Origin of the sequence: Streptomyces sp. x-80 (assembly GCF_046549095.1) — a bacterium.
Lineage (GTDB): Bacteria > Actinomycetota > Actinomycetes > Streptomycetales > Streptomycetaceae > Streptomyces > Streptomyces celluloflavus.
The window spans coordinates 144,708-167,626 of record NZ_JAJPWM010000015.1; the positions used below are offsets into that span (position 1 = coordinate 144,708).

The following is a 22,919-nucleotide window of genomic DNA, read 5'->3' on the forward strand; positions in this document are numbered from 1 at the left end:
TCCACCGAGGATTCCCCCAGGCTTCTCCGTCGAGGCTTCCCCGCCAGCGGTCGTCCGTGATGTCTGAGGTTGCTCGAACTGATCAGTGCGGGGGGTGCCTCTATGGGGTTCGTCAAGGAAATCGGGCTGCGGTCGGAAGGCAGCGGCGGGCAGCATGGCGGGATGCCGGATCTGCTGTGGGATGACGTCAAGGAGTTCTTCGACCCTGACCTGATGGGTGCTCTGCCGGATGTGTCCGTGGCGGGCACCTCGGTCGAGGACTGGCAGGCGGTGTTCGACCTGGTCCGGTCGAGGGGATGGACGTGGGAGTACTCAGCGGGTGGCGTCGTCGGGCCGCTGCCGCCGGCTGCGGTGGTGCTGTCGCGTCCCGCCGGCGCGGAAACGGTCGATCTGCGGGTGTGGCCGGTCCCGGGCGTGTTGGCGATCTTCCGTACGATGTCTGCCGATGAGATCGACTTCGACGTCGACCTTCGCGAGCTGCAGGGCCAGGCGGGAGTGGACACCCTGTGCGGCTTCCTGTGCGCGATCGGCCGCCGACTGGGCAAGCCAGTGGCCATGACCGCCGAAGGCGACTACGGGAATCCGGTGCTCGGGTTCGACCCCGCTGCCGACTGCGTGGTGCTGCTGGCGGAACCACGGCTCAGCTGACCACATCGGCCGGGCGGGACTGGTAGAAGGTGCCGTCGCGGAGCATGGCGAACAGGACGTCGACCCGGCGTCTGGCCAGGCACAGGAGGGCCTGGGTGTGGCGTTTGCCCTGGCTGATCTTCTTGTCGTAGTAGGTCCGGGAGGCCGGGTCGCTGAGCGAGGCGAACGCGGCCAGGAAGAACGCCCGTTTGAGCTGCTTGTTGCCCCGGCGGGAGGGTTGCTCGCCGCGTATGGAGGATCCGGAACTGCGGGTCGCCGGGGCGAGGCCGGCATACGAGGCGAGGTGGGCGGCGGTTGGGAACGCGCTCGCGTCGCCCACGTCGATCAGGACGCGGGCGCCGGTCCTTGTGCCGATGCCGGGCATGGACGTGAGGATGTCACCGACAAGGCGCTCGAACATCCGCGGGGCCAGGGGCCGGGCAACACCGAGCAGGCGGCGGCGTCCGGCCTTGCGCAGGGCGGCCGGTGAGCCGAATCGCTCCAGCAGGGCCTGGACCGCCGGGTGGTCCAGCCGTGGCCCCAGGACGCGTTCCAGGTGTGGGTGGATCTGGGTGAGCAGTCCGCGTAGGCGGTTGGCGATGCGGGTGGCCTCGCCGGCGAGGTCGTCGTCGAAGCCGACGATCATCTCCAGTTCGGCGATGGTCTCGTCGGTGAACTCGATGCCGCGCAGGGTGTGCGGCACGGTGCGGGCGGCGTCGGCGATGACGAAGGCATCGCGGGCGTCGGTCTTGGCCTCGCCGGGGTAGAGGTCGGTGATCCGGCGCATCGTCAGGCCGGACAGGTAGGCGACGCGGCAGCCGGCGTCCCGGGCGACGGCCAGGGGCAGGGCGCCGATGGAGGCGGGCTGGTCGACGATGACCAGGACGGTGCCGTGCTTCGCGGTGAGCTTGTCGAGCACGGCTCGCATCTTGGGCTCGCTGTTCGGCAGCCGCTTGTCGAAGACTCGCTTGCCGGTCCGGGTCACTGCGGTGCCGTGGTGCTCGCCCTTGCCGACGTCCAGGCCGAGGAAGACGTCCACATCGCCGGTGTCGATCACGCTGATCTCTTACGAGGTTGTGCTGTCCCGGCCTCGTTGGCGTGGCACCAGTCGCCAGCATCCACGTTACGAAGAGCCTCCCAGCACGCTGGTGGTCCTGCCTCTATCAGCGGTCTACCGATGCCTCCGGCCCGGTGACACCACCCCCCGGATCATGCGAACTACAGGGGGGAACAGTCATGCCGGACCGGAGGCCGGCGGGAGCCCCGTTGCGGGGCCACGAAGAAGGTAACGGGCCGGCGGCGAGCCGGTCGACCGCCGGAAAGGCGTCAGCCACCGCCTGGCCGTGCGGTGCATCGCGGGCGGTGGCTCGGCGGCCGAAGGGACGGAGGACGGAAGAGCCGAGGAAGGGGAACGAGGAAGCGGAAGCGGAACCCGGTGGACGTCGCCGTCATCCTGGAGAGCCCGGCGCGGGCGGCGGCGTGAGGGTGGGCGTTCGGGCCGTGGCAGGTGGCAGTTGCCCGGTGCGCTCAGGGTGAAGAGTCCCTCGTGGGGGTTCAGCTGTTCCTGGTCCTCGGCGGGTACGGGCTCGGGGTCAAGGGCCGCGGTCCCATCGCCGGATGTGAGTACGGCGCCCCCGGGCACGGCGTTGCCCGGCCGCCGGCCTCGCTTCCGCAGCCGCTCCTCTGCCTGATGGCGCTGCTGTGTGGTCAGGACCTTCCGGGTCAAGTACACGAGGAACGCCTGGCAAGCACGCTCCGGGGCCGGGGCTTGAGCTCCTTGTACGGGCCGAACCCCTGGCCGGCGAAACGCAGGTCGCCGAGGACTTCCTCCTGTGTCTTGGCCGCGGGCGGGGTCCGTCGCGGTACGTCGGCCTGCGGCGAATGCGCGGCGTGCGAGGCGGTCGGCGCATCCGTGGCCGTACCCGCCGTTGCCGAGAGGGCAGCCATCACACACACGGCTGCCAGGACCCCGGTTCGTCTCACGTTCTCCCCCTCTTGCGGACCGCGTCGCTTCGCGGCACAGGGAAATCGAACGGGAGTGTGGCATGCGGGAATTCTCCGAGGCCCATGTGGGTGCTCCCGCCCGCGAGCGCCCCTGGCTCCTGCGGTCAGGCGGCGAACCCGTCCGACGAGCGCCGGCGACGAGCCGCCACCTCGGACAGGTCGCCGCCCGCGAGCGGATCGGCGAGCAATCTGAACGCCCGGCACAGCGAACACCGTCGCGGTACTACAGGTTGTCGCGGAAGAAGGGAGCGATCCTCTCAAACGCCTGGTCGACCTGCTTGGGCCGGTCGTACAGGTCGTAGTGGGGCGAGTCCGGGACGATGAACAGTTCCTTCTTCGCGGACGCGGCACGGTCGAAGATCTCGTACGCGTCGCGGGTGCGAGCCGAAGGTGCCGGGGGTGTCGCAGTCGACGACCGGCAGAGGCTGCGTCAGCAGGTGCTCCGCCAGGTGGAAGGCGTCGAAACCGACGGCCGCGGCGAGCCCTGAGAAGAGCAGCTTGTCGGGGGAGTTGGGGTGCTGTCCCCGGGGGCGTGTAGTAGTCGACGGCCTCGACGATATCGACGTCCGTGCGACCGGCCTTCTCCCGCTCCTCCTCGGACATGGGGATATAGGTCGTGATCACGGGCTCCGCGCCGCGGGCCTCGGCAGTGCGCTGCGCGCCGATCGCCTCAAGCGTCCGGACCGCCGCGTCCGCGGTCGGATTCCCTTCGCGCATGAGCCGCCCGTAGTTGGCCCCGACCACGGTGACCAGGGCCTTGATCCGGTGCTCGGTCATCGTCGCGGCCACGGCGTACTCGCCGCCCCCCGCAGACGCCCAGGCAGCCGGATCCGGCCCTCGTCGACGTGGTCGAGCGTCACGAGGTGGTCCACGGCGCAGCGGTGGTCCTCCACGCGCGTGGCCGGGTCTTCGGGACGGCGCGGTTCACCGCCGCTCTCGCCCTGGTGGGACGCGTCGAACGCGAGGGTCACCTACCCGAGCCCGGTGGCCGTTCGGCGTAGACGCTGCCGGCGGTCTGCTCCTTGCAACTGCTGGCCGGGTGGGCGCAGATGATCGCCGGATACTTCTTCGCCGGGTCGAAGTCCCTCGGCAGACGAAGGTCCGCCGCCGCCTCCCAGCCCAGGTCCTGTTCTTGAACCGTACCGATTCCACAGCTGCTCCCCCTTTCCGGGTCGTTGACGGGGTGCCGGTCCGGTCCGTCTGGTCCGGCTGGTCCCGTTCGGTCCGGCTGGTCTCGTTCGGTCCGGCTGGTACGGCTGGTACGGCTGGTACGGCTGGTACGGCTGGTACGGCTGGTACGGCTGGGTCGGGTGGTCAGGCGGTCAGGTGCGTGCCGAAGAAGCCGGTGAGCTTGGCGACCGCGGGGGTGACGTACTCGTCCCGGTCGTAGAGGTCGACGTGGGTGGCGCCGTCGATGACGAACAGTTTCTTGGGCTCCTTGGCCCGCTCGACGGCCTCGCGGCTGAAGTAGCCGGTGTCCGCCGCGGAGCCGATGATCATCAACAGCGGCCGGGGCGAGATCAGTTCGATCAGGGCGTACGCGTCGAACTGCGCGATCTGGTCGATGCTGCGCAGCGGCCACTCGTTGGTGGAGTTGCGATGCCGGGCGCGCGGGGTGCGGTAGTAGTCGTGCGCCTCCCGGTAGAGGGCAGGGGCTTCCGCCAGGCCCTCGGGGCTTTCGGGCGCCCAGTTCAGGGTGGCCGGGGCCGCGCCGCGAGCTTCGGCGGTGCGCAGCGCGCCGGCCTGGTCGAGCATGGTGTGCAGGACCTCCGGGCCCTGTGTGCGGCCGAGGCCGTTGACCAGCAGGTCACGGACGTCGAGACCGCTGACGGTGCCCACGGCCTTGATCCGGTGGTCGGTCTGGGCGGCGAAGGGGACGTAGCCTCCTGACGCGCAGATGCCCAGGGCGCCGATCCGGGCCGGGTCGATGTCCTCGCGGGTGGTCAGGTAGGTGACGGCCGCCCGGACGTCCTCGGCGCGCTGGAAGGGGTTCTCCAGACCACGCGGGCTGCCCTCGCTCGCGCCCTGGAAGGCGGCGTCGAAAACGAGCGCGGCGAAGCCCTCGCGGGCCAGGCGCTCGGCGTAGACGCTCGCGGTCTGCTCCTTCACGCCGCCACCCGGATGGGAGACGACGACAGCCGGCAGCGGAGCGCCGGTGTGATCGTCCGGGGTGAACAGAATTCCGGCCAGGTTCAGACCGCTGCTGGGGAAGGTGACGTTCGTCTTCATGCGTTTAGTGATTTCTTCTCGCGGACGGAATGTGGCTCCGGTCGACGGAATTTCCCGTCGGCCACGTCATCGAGAATCACACGCGTCACACACGCTCGCAATGGGACTCTTCCAGCCCAGGACGGGACTGTCCAGGGACAGTTTTGTCCCCCCTTCTCGGTCGGTGTTGTCTGCGAGACTGGTTCCATGACCAGTGATATGCGCGCCAACGAGCTGGGGGAATTCCTCAGGGCCCGCCGGGCCGAGCTCAGCCCCCGCGTGGCAGGGCTCCCGGAGGGTGGTCCCAGGCGCCGGGTCAGGGGGCTGCGCCGGGAGGAGGTCGCCCTCCTGGCCTCGATCAGCACCGACTACTACACCCGCCTGGAACAGGGCCGCAGGCAGGCATCCGCACCCGTACTGGACACCCTCGCCCGAGTCCTGCGCCTCGGCGACGAGGAACGCGCGTACCTGCTCGAACTCGCCGGCAAGGGCACCGCCCGCCCCCGCCGTCAGGCCGCACAGAAGGTCCAGCCTCAGCTGCGGCGACTCCTCGATGAACTCACCACCACCCCGGCCTTCATCATGGGCCGCCGAATGGACATTCTCGCCTGGAATCCCATGGCGGCCGCCCTGCTCACCGACTTCTCCCGAATTCCCGAGAAGAATCGCAACTACGTATGGCTGCTCTTCTCCGAACCGGCCATGAAAGCAATTCACGCGGACTGGGAAAACACCGCGCACGCCTCTGTGTCCATGCTCCGTATGGAAGCCGGCCGCAACCCCCAGGACGAGCGCATGGCCGCGCTCGTCGGTGAACTGTCCATGCGGGACGACGACTTCCGCCGCTGGTGGGGAGACCACCACATCGCCACCCGAAGCAGGGGCAACAAGGTCCTGCACCACCCCGTCGCCGGCGAGCTGTCCCTCGACTGGGACGCCCTCACCTGCGCGACCGACCCCGAGCAGCAACTCGTCGTCTGGACCGCCGAACCCGGCACCCCCTCCCACGACGGCCTGCGCATCCTCGCCTCCTGGGCCGCCGAGCACCCCGGGCCCGTCTCCCGGCCGGTCTCCTGACGGCCGGCACGCCGCCCGGGGCGCGTCACAAGGGGGCGTGGCCTGGGGCCTGCCGATCAGGACGGCCACTTGCCGGACGATGCGGCGGGCGCCGCCCCCGGCACGGCAATTGCCGCGTACGCGAAGACGCTCCCGGTCCGGCCGGACCGGCCGGACCGGTTGGGGGTGGCTGGTGCAGATGGGGGCGGACGGGGCGGTGACGGAACGCCGCTTTCCTCACGGATCGCTGGTGAACAAACGTGACGGACGCGCCGCCGTCGGCCGGCTCCCGGCTGTCCGCGGGAGCAGCCGCAACCGCTCGCGGAGCTGTCCGAGCAGCAGGTGGAGGTGGGCGGGGGTCGCGGCGGTGCCGAACAGGTAGAAGTCGGGACGGATGACGGCCGCGAGGTGCCGGTGCTCGCGCAGGTGCGGCAGATAGCCGCCATCGGTGTCCAGGTAGCCGTGTGCGGGGGCGTCCCGGGTATCCGGGGAGTGCAGCGGTACGACGGTCGCGCCGACGGTGTGGAGGAAGGCGCGGTCGGCGTCGGTGAGGGTGCCGTCGGGGAGTGCGCCGTCGGTGAGGACGGTGAAGCCGCCGCCGGTCACCTCGTCCAGCAGCGCGGTCCTGCCCCGGTGACTGACGCGGTGCTGGGGGGTGAGGTGGCCGGCCTGGGGGCTTCGGGTGGTGCCGTCGGGGCCGCGCTGGAGGACGCCCTCGCCGAGCACGGGGGGTGGTGTGGGTGGCAGCGCGCGTGCGGGATCGGCATCGGCGGCGATTATGCGGGCGTCGCGCGCGGCGGCCTCCTCGGGGTCCAGGACGCACATGACCTGGCCCAGCGCCATGGACATGCCCATGGCGTGCCGGATGTGCGCGCTGCGCTCGCTGGTGTAGGTGTCGAGCAGATCCGGGGCCGCGGTGCCGTCCAGTACCAGATCCAGCTTCCAGGCGAGGTTCATCGCGTCGCGCAGGCCCGAGCACATGCCCTGGCCGGCGAACGGCGGCATCTGGTGGGCGGCGTCCCCTGCCAGCAGCAGCCGCCCCTCCCGCCAGTGGTCGGCCCAGCGGGCCTGGAAGGTGTAGACGGCGTGCCGCTCGATGGTGCTGTTCTCGGGGGTGCGGCCCCATGGCTTCAGCAACGACCAGGCGGTTTCCCGGGAGTTGAGCTGCTCGACGCTCTCCCCGGGCAGGCGCATGAACTCCCAGCGGCGGCGTCCGGGGCCGCCCGAGACGAGGGTGGTCGGCCGCTTCGGGTCGCACAGCTGCCAGTTCATGGGCGACCAGGACACCTCGTCATGGGGAATGATGTCGACGATGAGCCAGTCGTAGAAGAAGCCCAGATCGGTGACGGAGGTGGCCATCCGGCCGCGGACGAAGCTGTTGGCGCCGTCGGCACCGATGACGTAACGGGCGGCGAAGGCCCGTGCGGAGCCGGTGTGCGTACGGGCGGTCAGCAGTACGGGGCCGCCGTCCGCCTCCCGCAGGTCCACCACCTCCAGACCGCGGTGGACCGTGACGGTGGGGAGTCCGGCGACGGCGGTGGCGAGTACGGACTCCAGCTCGGGCTGGGAGAAGAAACTGGTGGTCGGCCAGCCGGAGGGGCCGGTCCCGGACCAGTCGATCCGTACCAGCTGTTCACCCTTGTGGTTGCGCCACTCGTAGTGGTCGGGGACCGGGTCGATGACGGCACCGACCTGCTCGCCGACGCCCGCGGCCTGGAAGATCCGGCCGATCTCGTGGTCGAAGTTCACGGCGCGCGGCAGGTCGTACGGCCGCGGCCAGCGTTCGAGGACGACGACGTCGTGTCCGGCCCGGCCCAGCAGCAGGGCCAGCAGCTGACCGACCGGACCGAAGCCGACGATCGCCACGTCATGGACGGCCGGCGACTCGACGGTCACCGGTCACCCCGCCGCACTGTGGGCTCCGGTCATGAGGGCGGCCAGGTCCTCCGGATGGAGGAAGGACGCGGGCGGCGGCGGACCCCAGGTGAACAGGCTCCTGGCGCCTTCGAGAACGTCGGGGGTCCACAGCTGGCCGTCGACGATGCAGTCCATATCGGAGTAGTACTCGGAGAAATTGCCGGCCGGGTCCTTGAGATACCAGAAGAAATTGGACCCGGCGTGGTGCCGTCCCAGGCCCCAGACGTGCCGCTCGGGGTGGTGCTCCAGCATGGCGGCGGCGCCGCGGCCGACCTCGTCGACGTCATCGACCTGCCAGGAGGTGTGGTGGAGGAAGGCGACGGGGGCGGCCAGGACCAGGATGTTGTGGTGGTCGGTGGAGCAGCGCAGGAACGCTCCGGTGTCCTTGAGGTAGTCGCTGGCCAGGAACCCCAGGCCGTCGCGGAAGAAGGCGGTGGTGGCGGCGAAGTCGGTGGTGCCGACGACGGCGTGGCCGAGCTTGCTGGGCCGTACCGGTGCCGTACGCAGGACGGCGGGGGCGCGGGTGCCGGTGCGCTCGGCGCGGCCGGGACCGTTGTACGAAGTGGGCGGGGTGGCGGGCGGGGTGAGGCGCGGGGCGACCTCCAGGACGGCACGCACCCCCGTGACCCTTTCGTACGCGGTCAGGGTGCTGTCCGTGGCCCGGCTCTCGATGCCCAGGCGCCGAAGCCGGGAGGCCGCGGCGGCCAGGTCGTCGGGGTGGTCGGCGCCGATGCGGACCTCGACCAGGCGGCGGGTGGGGGCGTGGACGATATGGAGCTGGCGGCCGGCGTCCCGGGTGGTGAACCAGCCGTCGCCGTCGGGGGAGAGGCCGAAGTCGGTGTAGTAGGCGGCTGTTTCGGCGGGGTGGGGAACCCCCATGGTGAGGGAGGTCAGACGGTGCAGTGCCATGGGTAACTCCTTGGACGGAGCGCTGGGGCAGCATGCGTGCCGGGCGGGTGGACGGGAGAGGGAGCCCGCGGGCCGGGCGGCGGCGCGGTGCACCCTCTCGTTGTGCCGGACGGCGGCGTCAGCCGGGGAGGAAGGTCTGGCGCAGCTCGCCGATTCCCTCGATGGTGCTGACGAGTTCGTCGCCGGGGGCCAGCCAGCGCTGCGGGTCGCGGCCGAGCCCCACGCCGGCGGGCGTGCCGGTGAAGATGACGTCTCCCGGGAGCAGCGGCAGCACCGCGGACAGCCCGGCGATCAGGGCGGGCACGGAGAAGATCAGGTCGCGGGTGCGGCCCTTCTGGACCTCCTCGCCGTTGATCGTGCAGCGCAGTTCGAGGTCGTCGGGGTCCGTGAACTCGTCCGGGGTGACCAGGAACGGCCCCATGGGGGCGAAGCCGGGGAAGGACTTGCCGAGACTGAACTGCGGTGCCGGACCGGCGAGTTGAGCGATCCGCTCGGAGATGTCCTGGCCGGCGGTGAGGCCGGCGACATGACTCCAGGCGTCGGCCTCGGACACCCGCTCGGCCCGCTTGCCGATGACCGCGACCAGTTCGATCTCCCAGTCGGTGTGGCCGCCCGGCGGGAGGGTGACCTCGGTGACCGGGCCGGTGATGCTGCTGACGTACTTGGTGAAGACCGGCGGCAAGCCCTTGGGTGCGGCGAACCCGGATTCGGAGGCGTGATCCCGGTAGTTCAGGCCGATGGCGAGGATCTGGCGGGGAGCCGGGGCGGGCGAGCCGAGGGCGGACGGTGCGAAGGCCGTCCCGGCCGGCAGTTCCGCCTGTCCGGCCCAGGCGCGGAATTCCGCCCACCGCTCGTAGACGGCCTGCGGATCGGAGGAGAAGAGGCCGCCGCTGGCCTGCTCGATGTCGATCGCCCGCTGGTCGGCGATCAGGACCAGGCGGCCGGAGAAGTTGGCGATACGCAACGGGAGCTCCTGTGCGGGGTCGCGGACCAACCGGATGGCGCGGTGCCCGGCGGCGCGGCGGTGGCGGTGTCGGCGGTGAGAGTCGCGGTCACGGCACCGCGGACGCCTGCCGTCCGCTCGCGGATCGCCCGGTCAGTCACTCGCTCACCCACTTACTCGCCGCGCACCGTGCACCGTTCGCCGTGCACTGTCCCTCGTTCGCCATGCACCGTTCACCGCGGTTGGCCCTATTCAGCATGATGATTACATTGATAATCCTCTACCGTCATACACGCCGTCAAGGTCCCACGGCCGTAACCCTCATAATGAATTGCCTGGCAATGACCTGGTGGGTGATTGGGGCGGTGAGGTGGCCGGGCGGCTTTCGGGCGGCGTGATCTGGCGGTGTGGTGATCGTGGTGAACTGTGCGGTGCTCGGGCATCGGGTGCTGACGGGTCTCTCGCGGCGGGACCTGGTGACCTGGTCGTCGTGCTCGCCTCTGCCTGGCGGGCTGTGGTCGAGGGTCGGCGTCACGCCGCCCGTGCAGGTGCGCGTCGCCGCACCGCCGGAGCAGGGCCGGCACCGGCTTGTGTTCGCCGACGGTGTGGCCGCCACGCTGATCCATCTTTGGCACGACCTGCCGCATGCTGTCCTGGCACTGCTCTTCGGAGTTGACCGGTCGACCGTCAGCCGAGCGATTGCCGAGGCCAGGGACCTCCTCGCCGCCCGCGGCTTCGCGGTGCCCGATCGTCCGGGGATTCGGCTGCGGACCTGGCGGACGTCTTCGCCTGCGCGCAGGCCAGGGCGTAACGCTGCGGCTGGACGCGACCGAGGCCGAGGTCCGCCGGCCCGTCTCCCGTCGCGGTGGAAGGCGGGCCTTCCTCTCCGGCAAGAAGAAGCAGAACACCATGAAGGCCACCGTCGCGGCGGACGAACGGGGCCGGACCCTCTGGGCGGGAAACCTCCGCACAGGACGGATGCACGACACCACCGCGATACGGGCGAGGGCATCGACGGCCTCTTGCGTCGGTTCCCGAAGGCCGAAGTGCTCTTGGACGAAGGCTGCTTGGGACTCCGCCGCGCCACCCGGGCAAGGCGGTCACCCGCCGAGAAAGCCGAACAAGATCTCACCCCCCGAGGTCCACGAAACCCGCGAACGGGCCTGCCACAAACACTCCACCCGGCGCATCCCCCTCAAACACGCCCTCGCCGACCACAAGCGAGGGAAGGGCCTGACCCACTGGACCATCACCGCGACAGCCTCCCCGCCACCTACCCCGCCATCGCTGGCCTCGTCTGCGACCGCACCGCCACTACCTGAGCAAGCGCCACCGACCAACCGGTCACAGCACCGCCCCCATCACACACCAGGTCGTAAGACCGTGTCCTATGTGGTGAGATGGTCGTTGGTCCGGGCATGGGGCGGGGTACGTGGAGCTGGATTGTTCCGGACGGGCTGTGGGAGATCGCGGAGCCGCTGGTTCCGCCGGAGCGGGCGCGGCCGCAGGGCGGCGGGACACCGAACACGCCTGATGAGACGCTGTTCGCCGCGATCGTGTACGTACTGGTCAGCGGGTGTGCCTGGCGGGCTCTGCCGCCCTGCTTCGGGGTCTCGAAGTCCACTGCCCATCGAAGATTTCTGATCTGGTCACGGGCCAGGGTGTGGGGCCGGCTCCACGAGGCGGTCCTGCACCGGCTCGACGACGCCGGCCTGATCGACATGACCCGGGCCGTCCTCGACTCCGCCCACATCAGGGCTGGAAACGTGGCGAACCCACAGGCCCGAGTCCCGTGGACCGGGGCAAGCCGGGTTCCGAGATGCACGTCCTGTCGGACCAGAACTGGCTGCCCCTCATTGTCGGCGGCTCCGCCGCCAACACCCACGACAGCCTCGGACTGAAGCCCATGGTCCTGGGGCTCCAAACGAGACACGACCCCTACCACGGCCGTCACTTCAAGCCCCAGCGGCTGCGCGCCGACAGTGCCTATGACGTTTCCCACCTGTGGAAATGGCTCCGCGGCAAGCGCATCGGGTTCCTTATCGCGCGCAAGCGCATCGAGTCCAGCGAACGTCTCGGCCGCCGCAGGTGGGTGATCGAGCGCACGATGCCCTGGCTGACCGACTGCCGGCGCCTGTCACCCCGCTACGGGCGCGATCCCCGCAGCTACCTGGCCCTTCTCGGACTTGCCGCCGCGCTCTGCTGTTACCAGCGACTCGTCCGCCTTACCACATAGGACACGAGCTAAGAAGTCATCTCATTTGGTTGAGTAGGCTGTCGGTCATGGCGGTGATTGTTGAGCGGCTGGTGCCGGACGAGTTGTGGGAGCTGTTCCAACGCGTGGTACCGGAGGCGCCTTCACGGCCTCAGGGCGGTGGCCGGCGCCGGCACGGCGATCGCGAAGTGCTGGCCGCAATCGTCTTCGTGGCGACCTCGGGCTGCACGTGGCAGCAGTTGCCGACCGCGTCGTTCGGGCCGTCCGGCGCGACGGCTCACCGACGATTCGCGGAGTGGACGAAGGCCCGCGTGTGGGTCAAACTCCACCGCCTGGTCCTCGATGAACTCGGGTCCCGCGGCGAGTTGGACTGGTCCAGGTGCGCGATCGACTCGGTCAACATGAGGGCCTTGGAAGGGGGGAGCTGACAGGTCCGAATCCTGTAGACCGAGGCAAGTATGGATCAAAGATCCACTTGATCACGGAGCGAACCGGCCTGCCCTTGTCCGTCGGTATCTCGGGCACCAACACACACGACAGGCAGGCGCTGGTCCCTTCGGTGAAAGGCGTACTGCCGATCCGCTCCCGCCGGGGACCTCGGCGACGCCTGCCCGACAAGCTTCATGCCGACAAGGGCTACGACTACAACCACCCGCGGCGATGGTTGTCTGTTCGAGGAATCCGGCACCGCATCGCGAGCAAGGGCATCGAGACCTCGCAACGACTCGGCAGCCACGCTGGGCCATCGAACGAGCCATGGCCTGGCTTGCCGGATGCCGACGCCCGCACCGCCGCTACGAACACAAAGCGGACCACTTCCTCGCCTTCACCAGCATCATCTGCATCCTCATCTGCTACCGAAGGCTCACCAAATGAGATGAATTCAAGTGGCAAGACCTTTAAGTATGGTTGACAGTGCTGTCAGTTGGGTGAGTACGCTTTGAACCCTCGCATCCGCTCTGTCCGTCGAGACGTGAGCGTACTTGTGTGAGACCCGTGGCACACCCCCCATTTCCGATCACAGTTCTCGGCATGTCCGTGCTGTGGTCTGTGAGCACGGAGGTCCTCGAACGTGACGACGCAGACCCGGAGCGAAGAGCGTTTGTCCCGAGGCGGGGAGCCGCCTGCCGAAGAGAGCATCTGGCCCGCGTGGCCCGTGTACACGGAGCAGACCGAGCGGCAGCTGCTCGCCGCACTGCGGTCCGGCCGGTGGGCGGTCAGCGGCGCCTATACCGGTACCCCCTCCTACGAGCAGGCGTTCGCCGACGCGTTCGCGGCCTTCACCGGCACCGCCCATGCCGTTCCCACGTGCAACGGCTCCGCGGCGCTGACGGTCACCCTGGAAGCGCTGGGGGTCGGCGCTGGGGACGAGGTCCTCGTCCCCGGGCTGACCTGGGTGGCGTGCGCGTCGTCCGTGCTGCGCGTCGGCGCGGTGCCCGTCCTGGTCGACGTCGAGCCCGACACCCTGTGCATGTCGCTGGCGGCGGCCGAGGCGGCGATCACCGAGCGGACCCGCGCCGTCATGGTGGTCCACCTCTTTGGCTCGGCGGTGGACCTCGACGGCTTCACCGAGCTGTGCCGCAGGCGGGGCGTGGCCCTGCTGGAGGACTGCTCCCACGTGCACGGCGCCACCTGGCGAGGGCGCAGACTCGGCGCGTTCGGCGACGCGGCCGCCTTCAGCCTCCAGCAGACCAAGCTGCTCACCTCGGGCGAGGGCGGCGTGGCCGTCACCTCCGACCCCGAGATCCACGGCCGCCTCTACCGCAAGCGCGTGGACGGCCGCGGGCGCCGCGAGGGCACCCCGCCCGGCGAGCTGGAGCTGGAGGAACTCCCCGGGGTGCAGGGCTACAACTACTGCATGAGCGAGTTCAACGCCGCCGTCGCGCTGGACGGGCTCGGCCGCCTCGACGCGGAGAACGCCCGCAGACGCGTCGCGATGCGACGGCTGGACGAACTCCTCGCCGGTGTCGAGGGCGTGGCCCCGCCGGCCCGCCCCGCCGCGCTCACCGAGGACGCCGCCTACCAGTACTGCATCCGGCTGGACCCGGAGGTCTTCGGCCCCGGCGCCAAGCACGCGGTCTCGGCCGTGATGACGCAGCACCTCGGCGTGCACGTCGAGCCCATCGACTCGGCGCTGAGCGACAACGTCCTCTACCAGCCGCTGGCCTCCGGCTGGTTCCGGCCCGACCTCGATCCGCGGCACGCCCGCGAGCTGGACCCGTCCCGCTTCTCGCTGCCCGTCGCCGAGGCAGCCGGGGAGAGCGCGGTCGTCCTGCCGCACCGTCTGTTCCTCGCTCCGCCGGAGCGCATGGAGCTGATCGCGGCTGCTGTCGAGAAGGCCAGGGCGCAGCTCTCCCGGACCTGAACTCCGCGTACCAAAGGCGATGATGATGGACCTTCAGAAGGATTACGGGCCCGTGCTCGGCATCCGCGCCCTCGCGCACCGCCCGGAGCCGCCCGCGGCACCGGGCACGGCCCGCCCGGCCATGGTCACCGCGCGCTCGCCGCTGCGGATCTCCCTGGCCGGGGGCGGCACGGACATCCCGAGCTATTCCTCGCGCCACGGCGGCCTGGTCATCGGCTGTGCCATCGACCGCTACGTCGGTGTCACCGTCTTCCCCCGGGAGTTCTCCGGGCGCCTGCGCACCGTCTCGGAGTCGAACGAGCTGTGCGACTCCGCCGCCGACCACCCCAACCGCATGACCCGGGCCTGCCTGCTGCGCGCCGGGCTGCACCGCGACCGGCAGGTCGCCATCTTCAGTGACGTCCCGCCGGGCAGCGGGCTCGGGGGATCCGCGGCCTTCGCGGTGTCCCTGCTGCACGCGGCCGCGCACCCGCGCACCGCCTCCGCACGCGAACTGGCCGAGACCGCGGGCCGCGTGGAGATCGAGGACCTCGGCCGCGCGGTCGGCAAGCAGGACCACTACCTCGCCGCGTACGGCGGGATCCGGCTGCTGCGCTTCCACCCCTCGGGCCACGTCGACCCCGAACCCCTCGCACTCCCGCCCCGCGTGCGCGACCGGCTGGAGGAGCGGCTGATGCTCTTCCACACCGGCATCAGCCGGGACGCCGGTGACGTCCTGGCCGAGCAGAACCGGCGCACCCTCGAAGGCCACCGCGAGTCCCTCACCCGGCTGCACGCGATCCGGCGCCTCGCCGACGAGATGGTGCAGTGCCTGAGCGCCGGCGACATCGCCGGGGTGGCCGGGCTCGTCGGGGAGCACTGGCGGCTCAAGTCCAAACTCGGCTCCCGGGTGAGCAGTCCGGCGCTGCAGGCCCTGCACGACCGCGCCGTCGAGGCGGGCGCGGCGGGCGGCAAGCTGCTCGGCTCGGGCGGCGGCGGCTTCCTGCTGCTGGTGTGCGAGCCCGGCCGGCAGGCCGAGGTGCGCCGGGCGATGGCCGAGGCCGGGCTGCGCGCCCTGCCGTTCCGGTTCACCGACAGCGGCAGCGAGGCCAGGTATGTCCCCCTCTGAACGACGGCGGGCCGCGCCCCCCGGCGCGTGTCCCGCCGAGCCCCCGTCCCCCTCCGCACACCCGAAGGGCGGCCCCCTCGTGCTGGTATCCGTCGTCACCATCACCCGAACCCGGCCGGAGCTGCTGGCCCGCGCCATCCGCAGCGTCCAGGAACAGAAGATCCGCGCCCCCCACGAGCACGTGATCGTGCTAGACGACTGCGACGCCTCCCACCGCTCCCTGCGCGAGGCCGGGCCGCTGCCCGCCAACGTCCGCTGGATCCTCGCGAGCCGCGGCCCCGGCGACGTATCGGGCCCCGGCCGCTCGTCACGCCTGCGCAACATGGCCGTACGGATCAGCGACGCCCCCTGGATCGCCTTCCTCGACGACGACAACACCTGGGAGCCCGACCACCTCGACAGCCTTCTGGAGTGCGCCGCGCGCACCGGCCATCGCGCCGTGCATTCGCACCTGCGCATGCTGAACCGGGACGGCACCCCCTATCTGGAACAGCGCGACCCCTGGGCCCGCGACCCGGAGGAAGGGCGCGCCGAGTACGCGCGCATGCGTGCCAAGGGCGTCGTACAGCCCGGCACCTGCGTCCGCCGCGACCGGCTGGACCCGCTGGACGTGCCCGAGCCGGTGATCTCCGTGGACACGGGGGAGTGGCTGCTCTCCCGCGAACTGCTGCTGGAGGTCCCCTTCACCGACGAGTTCGACGCCCGGGACGAGGAACGGCTCATCGGCGAGGACGACAAGCTGGCCATGAGCCTGCGCGAGCTTCGGGAACCCGTCTCGTGCACCGGAAGGCCCACGCTCCATTACCACCTCGGCGGATACTCCAACGACTTCAGCCGCCCCTTCGACGCGTCCTTCTCCTGGCGGGACTGAGCGCCGGGAGCGAGCACACCTACCGAGCGAGGACGAGGCAGTTCGATGACCACCTACCGCATGGTGAATCGATGACCTATCGCATGGTGAACGGCAAGGTCGAAACCCCCGAAGGCTGCGAGATCAACGTCGCCTACCACTGCAACCTCGGCTGTGCGTCCTGCAGCCATCTCTCACCGGCCTTCACCCGCTCCCTGGCCGACCCGGAGACCATCGCCCGCGACCTGGACGTCCTGGCCCGGTCCTTCCGCGCCCAGTTCGTCAAGGTGCTCGGCGGTGAACCACTGCTGCACCCCCGGCTCGTGGAGATCCTGCACGCCGTCCGGGCCTCGGGCATCGCTCCCCGCATCCTCGTCTGCACCAACGGGATCCTGCTGCCCCGCGCGGGCGAGGACTTCTGGGCGGCCGTGGACGAGGTGGAGATCTCCGTCTACCCCGGCCGGGAACTGGGCCGGGAGCAGCGCGAACGCGTGGAGGCCCGCGCGGCCGAGCACGGCGTCACCCTCACCGTCGCCCACTACTCCCACTTCCGCTACTCCTACTCCGAGCACGGCACCGACGACGACCACCTGGTCCGGCGCATCTGGACGACCTGCCAGATCGCGCACGTCTGGCGCTGCCACACCGTCTACGAGGGGCACTTCTTCACCTGCCCGCAGTCGGTGTTCATCCCCCAGGTCCTCGCCGACCGCGACGACATCTGGGCGGACGCCCTGCCACTGGCCGACGACCCCGGGTTCGCCCAGCGGCTCCTGGACCACCTCCGGCGCCCCGAACCCCTGCGGGCCTGCCGCAACTGCATGGGCAGCGTCGGCAGGCTCACCCCCCACGAGCAGCGCACCCGCCGCGACTTCCGCGTCCCCCAGCAGCACACCACGGAGGAACTCGCCGACCGGCACTTCCTCACCGTGCTGGAGGACACGCCGGACGCGGACGACGGCTGTGCGGCGGCCCCTGCCACCCTGCTCCCTTCTCCCAGCCTTCGGAAGAGGTCCTGATGCGTTGCCTGGTGACAGGTGGATCCGGCTTCATCGGCCGGCACGTGGCCCGCAAGTTCCACGAGGAGGGTCACGAGGTCCACGTCGTCGACACCCGGTGGACACCCGACGACCCGTACCCCGGCACGGCCCTGTCCGTCACGGCCAAGGACGACCTGGCCGCGCTCCTCGCCGCCCGGCGGCCCGACGTCGTCATGCACCTGGCCGGGGTCGCCGACGCCAGGGCCGTCCTCGCCGACCCCGTGACCGCCATGGACGTCAACGTGACCGGCACGGCCGCCGTCCTGGAGGCCGCCGCCGGAGCCGGCGTCTCCCGCGTCGTCATCGCGGGGAGCTGCTGGGTCTACAACGCCATGCGCGTCGAGGCCATCGATGAGGACGAGCCGTTCCTGCCCACCGGCGCCGGCCACTTCTACACCACCTCGATGATCGCCAAGGAGCTGCTGGCCCGCGACTACGCCAGGCTCCGCGGCCTCGAATCCACCGTGCTGCGCTACAGCCCCGTCTACGGGCCCGGGATGTGGCCCGGCCTCGTCGTCTCCGCTTTCCTGCGGCTGGCCGCCGAGGGCAAGCCGCTCACCGTCTTCGGCGACGGCACCGAACGCCGCGCCTTCCTGCACGTGCACGACCTCGCCGACGCCTTCTTCCGCGCCACCGCCCCCGTCGCCGCCCACCAGGTCTACAACCTGGAGGGCCCGGAGATCGTCACCACCCGGGAACTCGCCGACCGCGTCTCGGAGCTCTTCGGCGGCGTGCCCGTCGAACACCGCGAGGAACCCACCCGCCGTGGCGAACTCGTCTACTCCCAGCGCTTCGTCTCCACCGCCAAGGCCCGCAAACAGCTCGGCTGGAAACCCGTGATCACCATCGACGAAGGGCTGCGCATGGAGCTCGCCGCCCGCGGAGCCACGGCGGAGGCGAACAGCCGGTGACGAACCCCAAGGTGGTGCCGGTGCGTCCGGACTTCTCGGACACCGACATCGACACGATCCTCGCCTCCGTCCGCACCTCCCTGGAGACCGGACAGCTCGCCCAGGGCGAACAGGTCGCTGCCTTCGAGGCCGAGACCGCCCGCTTCACCGGCGCCCGGCACGCCGTCGCCGTCGCCTCCGGCACCGCCGCCCTGGTCTGCGCCCTGCGCGCCACGGCGGGCGAGCACGGCGACGGCGAGGTGCTCGTCCCGGCCAACTCCTTCTACTCCTCCGCCGCGGCGCCCCTCCTCGCGGGCCTGCGGGTACGGCTGGTGGACGTCGAGGCGGACACCCTCGCGCCCAGCTCCCGCACCCTGGAGCAGGCCGTCACCGACGCGACCGCGGGCGTCCTCCTCGTCCACATGGGCGGCATCATCACCCCCGAGGTCACCGCGATCGCCGACTGGTGCACCCGGCGCGGCCTGTGGCTGCTGGAGGACTGCGCGCACGCCCACGGCAGCCGCCTCGGCGGACGCCACGCCGGGACCTTCGGCGTGGCCGGCGCCTTCTCCTTCTTCGCCACCAAGGTCATCACCTCCGCCGAAGGCGGCATGGTCACCACCGACGACGACGAACTCGCCGCGCGCGTACGTCTCTACCGCAACCTCGGCAAACCGGAGGAGTGGCGCAGCCACCACACCGTCCTCGGCGAGAACGCCCGCATGAGCGAGCTGCACGCCGCCGTCGGCCGCGCCCAGCTGCGCCGCCTCGACGAATTCCTCAAGATCCGCGACCGGCTCGCCCAGCGTTACACCGCCGGCCTGTACGGCCTGCCGCACGTGCGGCCCGTCCTGCCACAGCACGCCCCCGCGAGCTGGTACAAGTACGTCGTCGCCCTCGACCCCGCCGTGGACCGGGCGGCCCTGCGCGCCCGGATGCGGGAGGCCGGGGTGCAACTCGGCGGCGAGATCTACGAGATGCCGCTCGACGCACAGCCCGTCTTCGCGGGCCGGATCCCCGTGGGGCGCTTCCCCGTCGCCGAGGACCTGTGCGCCCACCACATCGCCCTGCCCCTGCACACCCGCATGGGTGAGGACGACGCCGACGCCGTCCTCGCCGCGCTGCGGGCCGCTCTGGACACGTCCGTGGAGAGGTGACCGCCATGCCCGCGCTCTCCCCCGAGCAGCTCTACCTCTTCGACACCACCGGATTCCTGCTGATCCGCGGCGCCTTCGACGCCGGCGAGGTCGCCGCGATGCGCGCCGAACTCGAACGGATCACCCCGGCCGACTCCGGCTTCGCCAACACCGACCGCTTCAGGGACCTGTCCGCCGCCAGCGAGCTCTTCGCCCGGACCGCCCTCGACCCGCGGCTCGTCGGCCCCGTCCGCGAGGTCGTCAACCAGCCGCTGCGCCTGCTGGAGGGCTACGGCCTGCGTCGCGGCCCCGACAGCGTGCTCTACCTGCACGGCGGCAACTCCGAACTGCTGGACCTCGGCGGCGGGACCGTCGGCCGCGACATGTCCATCACGCACACCTACCACGACGGCAAGCTCTACTGCCCGTACGTCAAAACCCTCGTCTACCTCAGCGACATCACCTCCCGTGAGGACGGCTCCTTCTGCTACATCCAGGGTTCGCACAAGGCCAACTTCCCGTTACTGCGTCCGCGCGCCGAACGCGGTGCCCGCGCCTCGCTCATCGACGAGGGCTTCCCGACCCTGTCCGACCTCTATGTGCGCGCCGGTGACGTGGTGGTGCTCAACGAGGCGCTGATGCACGGCACCCGGCGCAAGCGCACCCCCGGCGACCGGCTGCTGGTGGCCTACGGCTACGGGCCGACCTTCCTCACCGACTGGCGCGAGCTCGACGGCGAGACCGACGACCTGCGCGGGGCGGGCTACGTCGACCACGACGTGGAGGAGGACTTCGTCCACGACGCGGAGCCCGCCCACGACACGGAGGAGGACCTTGTCTCCTGACCGGTCCGCGGCGCCGCGGCCGTACGCATCCTCGACACGACGGCAGGTATGCAGATGACCCAGAACTTCCTCGCGACGGACACCTCCACGGCCTCCTCCGGGGGGTCCTCCGACGGCGGCCGGCCGCAGGGCCGGTGGAGCGAGTACCTGGCCACCGCGGGCCCCCTGCTGGACGCCATGGGCGACCAGGTGCGGGACCTCATCGCCGAGCTCGACGAGGTCCGGCGCAGCGGAGCCACCGTCTTCCTCGCGGGCAACGGCGGCAGCGCCTCCGCTGCGTCCCACCTCACGCAGGACCTCCTCAAGGGCACCCACACCGAGGGCGGACGCCCGCTGCGGGCCATATCCCTCGCCGACAACCTGTCCATGCTGACCGCCTACGCCAACGACTGCGGCTACGACCGGGTCTTCGCCGAGCCCCTGCGGCTGCTGGCGCGGCCCGGCGACCGGCTGCTCGTGATCAGCTGCTCCGGCACCAGCCCCAACGTGGTGGCCGCCGCCCGCTGGGCGAGGGAGTCCGGGCTGCGGGTGCTGGCGGTCACCGCCGGCACCGGCGGCACCCTGCGCGAGCTCGCCGACCTGGAGGTCAACACCCCCACCATGGACGTGGGCATGGCCGAGGCGATGCACAGCGTGATCTTCCACTTCGTCACCCAGTCCCTGCGCGACAGCACCGCCGAACCCGCACACCGATGACCCGTAGCGACTACCGGAGAGGTCCCCGTACATGAAGGCAGCCGTGCTGAACGGACCACGCGACCTGACCGTGGAGACCGTGCCCGACCCCCGTCCGCCCGAGGGCTGGGCACTGGTCCGCGTCTCGCACAACGCGATCTGCGGCAGTGACGTCTCCCTCTTCAACAACGCCTGGCACGGCTCCGCCTTCCCGGCCGTCCCCGGCCACGAGTGGAGCGGTGTCGTCGTCGAGAGCCGCAGCCCGCTGGTCGCGACCGGCGCGCGGGTGGCCGGCGAGATCGCCATGGCCTGCGGCCACTGCCGGTGGTGCCGGGCCGACCAGCGCGTGATGTGTCCGGAACTGAAGGAGTTCGGCTTCACCGACCCCGGCGCCTGCGCCGAGTACATCGCGGTGCCGGCCGGGAACCTCGTACCGCTGCCCGACGGTCTCGACCTGCTGACTGCCACTCAGGCAGAACCGCTGGCCGTCGCGTTGCACACGCTGCACCGGGTGCGGCTGGAGGCGGGAGAGCGGGTCGCCGTCGTCGGCTGCGGCGGCATCGGCCTCAACGTGCTCCAGGCGGCACGGGCCGCGGGCGCCCGCGTCGTCCTGGCCGTCGACCCGCGCGAGAACCGTGCCGCCGCGGCGGGCCGCCTCGGCGCGGACACCGCGCTCTCCGGCGACGAGCAGGTCGCCGAGTGGATCGCCGCCACGGGCCCGGCGGGCCTGCCCGACGTCGTCATCGACGCCTGCGGGGAACCCGAGGCCCTGCAGCGGGCCGTCGACCTGGTCGCCCCCGGCGGGCGCGTGGGCATCATCGGCTACCGCGTCGGCAAGCAGGTCGAGCTCCTGTCCGCCAACTGGACGCTCAAGCTGATGGAGACCATCGGTGTCATGGGGCCCGCCCACTACATGCCCCGCGCCGTCGACCTGCTCGCCCGCGGCGCCGTCCGCACCGAGCACGTCATCACCGACGTGCTGCCGCTGGCGGAGGCGGGCAAGGCGTTCCTGCTGGCCGACCAGAGTGACGCCGACGCGATCAGGGTGGCCGTCCGTGCCCATGAGTGACCCGGCGCCCTCGTCGAACGGCCCACTGAGCGACCCGGCGGACGGCCGCGCCGCAGGGCGGGGCGGCCGGGCGTTCCCCGCCCGGAAGGGCAGGCCGCGTGGCTGAGCTGCGGACGGACCCGCTCACCGGGGTCCGCGTGGTGGTCAACGGCAGCAGGCAGGGCAGGCCGCGCAACCGCGGCGCGGACTGCCCCTTCTGCCCCGGCGGCCTGGAGGCCCCCACGCCGTACGCGGTCCGCCGGTTCCCCAACCGGTGGCCCGCGCTCGACGGGGAACGCTGCGAGGTCCTGCTCTACTGTCCGGAGCACGAGGCGTCCTGGAGCACCATGGGAGCCGCGCGGGCCGAGGCCGCGGTGGAGCTCTGGCACGACTGCACGGTCGCGCTGGGCTCCCGCCCCGACGTCGCCTACGTGCTGCTCTTCGAGAACCGGGGCGCCGATGCCGGAGCCACCGTGGACCACCCGCACGGCCAGGCATTCGGCCTCGCCGAGGTCCCCGACGCCCCGGCCGCGCTGCTGGCCCGCGGCGGCGGACTGGGCCGCTGCGCGCTGTGCGAGGCACCGGCGAAGGAACTGGTGGTGGCCGAGGAGGGCGACTGGCGGGCCTGGGTGCCTCAGGCACCGCTGTTCCCCTACGCCCTGCGGATCGCGCCGCGCGAGCACGTCGCGGATCTGACCGAGGCGGGACCGGAGGGGCGCGGCGCGCTGGCCGCCCTGCTGCGCACCGCTTTCGGCCGGCTCGACGCCCTCTTCGGCGCGCCCGCCCCGTACTTCCTCTGGGTGCACCAGCGCCCCGCCGACGGCCGGTCCTGGCCGTGGGCGCACCTGTACGTGGAGATCAACGCCGTGTGGCGGGCCCCCGGAGTGCCCCGCTACATCGCGGCGGGCGAGCTGGGCAGCGGCATCTATTTCACCCCGCTGGAGCCGGAAGCGGCCGCCGAGCACCTGAGGGAGGCATGATGCGCTCCTGGCGCAGCCGGCGGCGGTCCCCGCGGTGGTCCCTGCGTCGGCCGGGTGGCGGGGGATGCGGCACGCCCCGGCCCGGCGGCGGGGGGTGCCTCCT

The 22,919-nt window shown here is 71.2% G+C and carries 20 protein-coding genes and 2 pseudogenes; 16 read left to right on the plus strand and 6 right to left on the minus strand.

Going from position 1 to position 22,919, the window contains the following annotated elements:
- The first annotated feature begins 162 nt into the window (after positions 1-162).
- Positions 163-648 carry a hypothetical protein gene (locus ACLJWH_RS27955; RefSeq protein ID WP_411144609.1) on the plus strand — a complete coding sequence of 162 codons (486 nt, stop codon included), beginning with the start codon at positions 163-165 and terminating at the stop codon, positions 646-648.
- Here the strand turns inward: ACLJWH_RS27955 and ACLJWH_RS27960 are convergent.
- Positions 641-1,684 (minus strand): IS110 family transposase, encoded by a 1,044-nt coding sequence (locus ACLJWH_RS27960; RefSeq protein WP_411144533.1) that lies wholly within the window; start codon positions 1,682-1,684, stop codon positions 641-643. The two genes, ACLJWH_RS27955 and ACLJWH_RS27960, sit on opposite strands and share 8 nt — an antisense overlap.
- 1,267 nt (positions 1,685-2,951) lie before the next feature.
- Here ACLJWH_RS27960 and ACLJWH_RS27965 point away from each other — a divergent pair.
- Complete coding sequence (locus tag ACLJWH_RS27965; protein WP_411144534.1) at positions 2,952-3,119, plus strand: hypothetical protein; 168 nt, start codon at positions 2,952-2,954, stop codon at positions 3,117-3,119.
- 285 nt (positions 3,120-3,404) lie between these two features.
- Here ACLJWH_RS27965 and ACLJWH_RS27970 read toward each other — a convergent pair whose 3' ends face one another.
- Together ACLJWH_RS27970 and ACLJWH_RS27975 are read right to left on the minus strand one after the other, a co-directional pair.
- The gene (locus tag ACLJWH_RS27970; protein ID WP_411144535.1) at positions 3,405-3,602 is read right to left on the minus strand and encodes a hypothetical protein; all 198 of its coding nucleotides are present in this window, start codon (positions 3,600-3,602) and stop codon (positions 3,405-3,407) included.
- A 343-nt stretch (positions 3,603-3,945) separates the two neighbouring features.
- Positions 3,946-4,860, minus strand: coding sequence for an alpha/beta hydrolase (locus ACLJWH_RS27975; RefSeq protein WP_411144536.1), 915 nt, complete (start codon positions 4,858-4,860; stop codon positions 3,946-3,948).
- A 186-nt stretch (positions 4,861-5,046) separates the two neighbouring features.
- Between ACLJWH_RS27975 and ACLJWH_RS27980 the strand changes: the two genes are divergently transcribed.
- Positions 5,047-5,916, plus strand: coding sequence for a helix-turn-helix transcriptional regulator (locus ACLJWH_RS27980; protein WP_411144537.1), 870 nt, complete (start codon positions 5,047-5,049; stop codon positions 5,914-5,916).
- Positions 5,917-6,132: 216 nt separating this feature from the next.
- Here ACLJWH_RS27980 and ACLJWH_RS27985 read toward each other — a convergent pair whose 3' ends face one another.
- The 3 genes from ACLJWH_RS27985 to ACLJWH_RS27995 all read right to left on the minus strand — a co-directional run bounded on the left by ACLJWH_RS27985 (position 6,133) and on the right by ACLJWH_RS27995 (position 9,685).
- Positions 6,133-7,791, minus strand: coding sequence for a bifunctional 3-(3-hydroxy-phenyl)propionate/3-hydroxycinnamic acid hydroxylase (locus ACLJWH_RS27985; protein WP_411144538.1), 1,659 nt, complete (start codon positions 7,789-7,791; stop codon positions 6,133-6,135).
- A gap of 3 nt (positions 7,792-7,794) precedes the next feature.
- Entirely contained in the window at positions 7,795-8,721 is a 927-nt protein-coding gene (locus ACLJWH_RS27990; RefSeq protein WP_411144539.1) for a VOC family protein, read from the minus strand.
- Between the two features lie 118 nt (positions 8,722-8,839).
- Positions 8,840-9,685, minus strand: a complete 846-nt coding sequence (locus tag ACLJWH_RS27995; RefSeq protein WP_411144540.1) for a fumarylacetoacetate hydrolase family protein — start codon at positions 9,683-9,685, stop codon at positions 8,840-8,842.
- A 395-nt stretch (positions 9,686-10,080) separates the two neighbouring features.
- Here ACLJWH_RS27995 and ACLJWH_RS28000 point away from each other — a divergent pair.
- The 13 genes and pseudogenes from ACLJWH_RS28000 (at position 10,081) to ACLJWH_RS28060 (ending at position 22,816) form a co-directional block, all read left to right on the plus strand.
- A pseudogene (locus ACLJWH_RS28000) lies at positions 10,081-10,986 on the plus strand (transposase family protein).
- Between the two features lie 96 nt (positions 10,987-11,082).
- Positions 11,083-11,900 (plus strand): IS5 family transposase gene (locus tag ACLJWH_RS28005; RefSeq protein WP_411144541.1). Its coding sequence is split into 2 segments (ribosomal slippage): positions 11,083-11,425 and positions 11,425-11,900, totalling 819 coding nucleotides; the frame shifts between segments, so codons are not numbered across the junction.
- A gap of 47 nt (positions 11,901-11,947) precedes the next feature.
- A pseudogene (locus ACLJWH_RS28010) lies at positions 11,948-12,755 on the plus strand (IS5 family transposase).
- 280 nt (positions 12,756-13,035) lie between these two features.
- The gene (locus ACLJWH_RS28015) at positions 13,036-14,244 is read left to right on the plus strand and encodes a DegT/DnrJ/EryC1/StrS family aminotransferase (protein WP_411144542.1); all 1,209 of its coding nucleotides are present in this window, start codon (positions 13,036-13,038) and stop codon (positions 14,242-14,244) included.
- A gap of 25 nt (positions 14,245-14,269) precedes the next feature.
- Positions 14,270-15,352, plus strand: a complete 1,083-nt coding sequence (locus ACLJWH_RS28020) for a hypothetical protein (RefSeq protein ID WP_411144543.1) — start codon at positions 14,270-14,272, stop codon at positions 15,350-15,352.
- 79 nt (positions 15,353-15,431) lie between these two features.
- Positions 15,432-16,223: a glycosyltransferase family 2 protein gene (locus tag ACLJWH_RS28025; protein ID WP_411144544.1), complete on the plus strand. Its 792-nt coding sequence runs from the start codon at positions 15,432-15,434 to the stop codon at positions 16,221-16,223.
- Positions 16,224-16,294: 71 nt separating this feature from the next.
- On the plus strand, positions 16,295-17,221 hold the full coding sequence (locus ACLJWH_RS28030; RefSeq protein ID WP_411144545.1) for a radical SAM protein: 927 nt from the start codon (positions 16,295-16,297) through the stop codon (positions 17,219-17,221).
- An 11-nt stretch (positions 17,222-17,232) separates the two neighbouring features.
- A complete protein-coding gene (locus ACLJWH_RS28035) occupies positions 17,233-18,153 on the plus strand; it encodes an NAD-dependent epimerase/dehydratase family protein (RefSeq protein WP_411144546.1) in 921 nt (306 codons plus the stop codon).
- Positions 18,150-19,289: a DegT/DnrJ/EryC1/StrS family aminotransferase gene (locus ACLJWH_RS28040; protein WP_411144547.1), complete on the plus strand. Its 1,140-nt coding sequence runs from the start codon at positions 18,150-18,152 to the stop codon at positions 19,287-19,289. Before ACLJWH_RS28035 ends, ACLJWH_RS28040 begins: the two co-directional genes overlap by 4 nt.
- A 5-nt stretch (positions 19,290-19,294) precedes the next feature.
- The gene (locus ACLJWH_RS28045) at positions 19,295-20,113 is read left to right on the plus strand and encodes a phytanoyl-CoA dioxygenase family protein (protein WP_411144548.1); all 819 of its coding nucleotides are present in this window, start codon (positions 19,295-19,297) and stop codon (positions 20,111-20,113) included.
- A gap of 54 nt (positions 20,114-20,167) precedes the next feature.
- On the plus strand, positions 20,168-20,809 hold the full coding sequence (locus ACLJWH_RS28050) for an SIS domain-containing protein (RefSeq protein ID WP_411144549.1): 642 nt from the start codon (positions 20,168-20,170) through the stop codon (positions 20,807-20,809).
- A gap of 31 nt (positions 20,810-20,840) precedes the next feature.
- The gene (locus ACLJWH_RS28055) at positions 20,841-21,857 is read left to right on the plus strand and encodes a zinc-dependent alcohol dehydrogenase (RefSeq protein WP_411144550.1); all 1,017 of its coding nucleotides are present in this window, start codon (positions 20,841-20,843) and stop codon (positions 21,855-21,857) included.
- Positions 21,858-21,955: 98 nt separating this feature from the next.
- Positions 21,956-22,816 (plus strand): hypothetical protein, encoded by an 861-nt coding sequence (locus tag ACLJWH_RS28060; protein ID WP_411144551.1) that lies wholly within the window; start codon positions 21,956-21,958, stop codon positions 22,814-22,816.
- Positions 22,817-22,919 lie beyond the last annotated feature (103 nt).

What these genes read in the sequence shown, in the direction of transcription:
- ACLJWH_RS28045 (WP_411144548.1), top strand. Translation starts at nt 19,295, where the DNA reads ATGCCCGCGCTCTCCCCCGAGCAGCTCTACCTCTTCGACACCACCGGA.
- ACLJWH_RS28050 (WP_411144549.1), top strand. Translation starts at nt 20,168, where the DNA reads ATGACCCAGAACTTCCTCGCGACGGACACCTCCACGGCCTCCTCCGGG.
- ACLJWH_RS28030 (WP_411144545.1), top strand. Translation starts at nt 16,295, where the DNA reads ATGACCTATCGCATGGTGAACGGCAAGGTCGAAACCCCCGAAGGCTGC.
- ACLJWH_RS27990 (WP_411144539.1), bottom strand. Translation starts at nt 8,721, where the DNA reads ATGGCACTGCACCGTCTGACCTCCCTCACCATGGGGGTTCCCCACCCC.
- ACLJWH_RS28020 (WP_411144543.1), top strand. Translation starts at nt 14,270, where the DNA reads ATGGACCTTCAGAAGGATTACGGGCCCGTGCTCGGCATCCGCGCCCTC.
- ACLJWH_RS27975 (WP_411144536.1), bottom strand. Translation starts at nt 4,860, where the DNA reads ATGAAGACGAACGTCACCTTCCCCAGCAGCGGTCTGAACCTGGCCGGA.
- ACLJWH_RS27980 (WP_411144537.1), top strand. Translation starts at nt 5,047, where the DNA reads ATGACCAGTGATATGCGCGCCAACGAGCTGGGGGAATTCCTCAGGGCC.
- ACLJWH_RS27965 (WP_411144534.1), top strand. Translation starts at nt 2,952, where the DNA reads ATGAACAGTTCCTTCTTCGCGGACGCGGCACGGTCGAAGATCTCGTAC.
- ACLJWH_RS28055 (WP_411144550.1), top strand. Translation starts at nt 20,841, where the DNA reads ATGAAGGCAGCCGTGCTGAACGGACCACGCGACCTGACCGTGGAGACC.
- ACLJWH_RS27955 (WP_411144609.1), top strand. Translation starts at nt 163, where the DNA reads ATGCCGGATCTGCTGTGGGATGACGTCAAGGAGTTCTTCGACCCTGAC.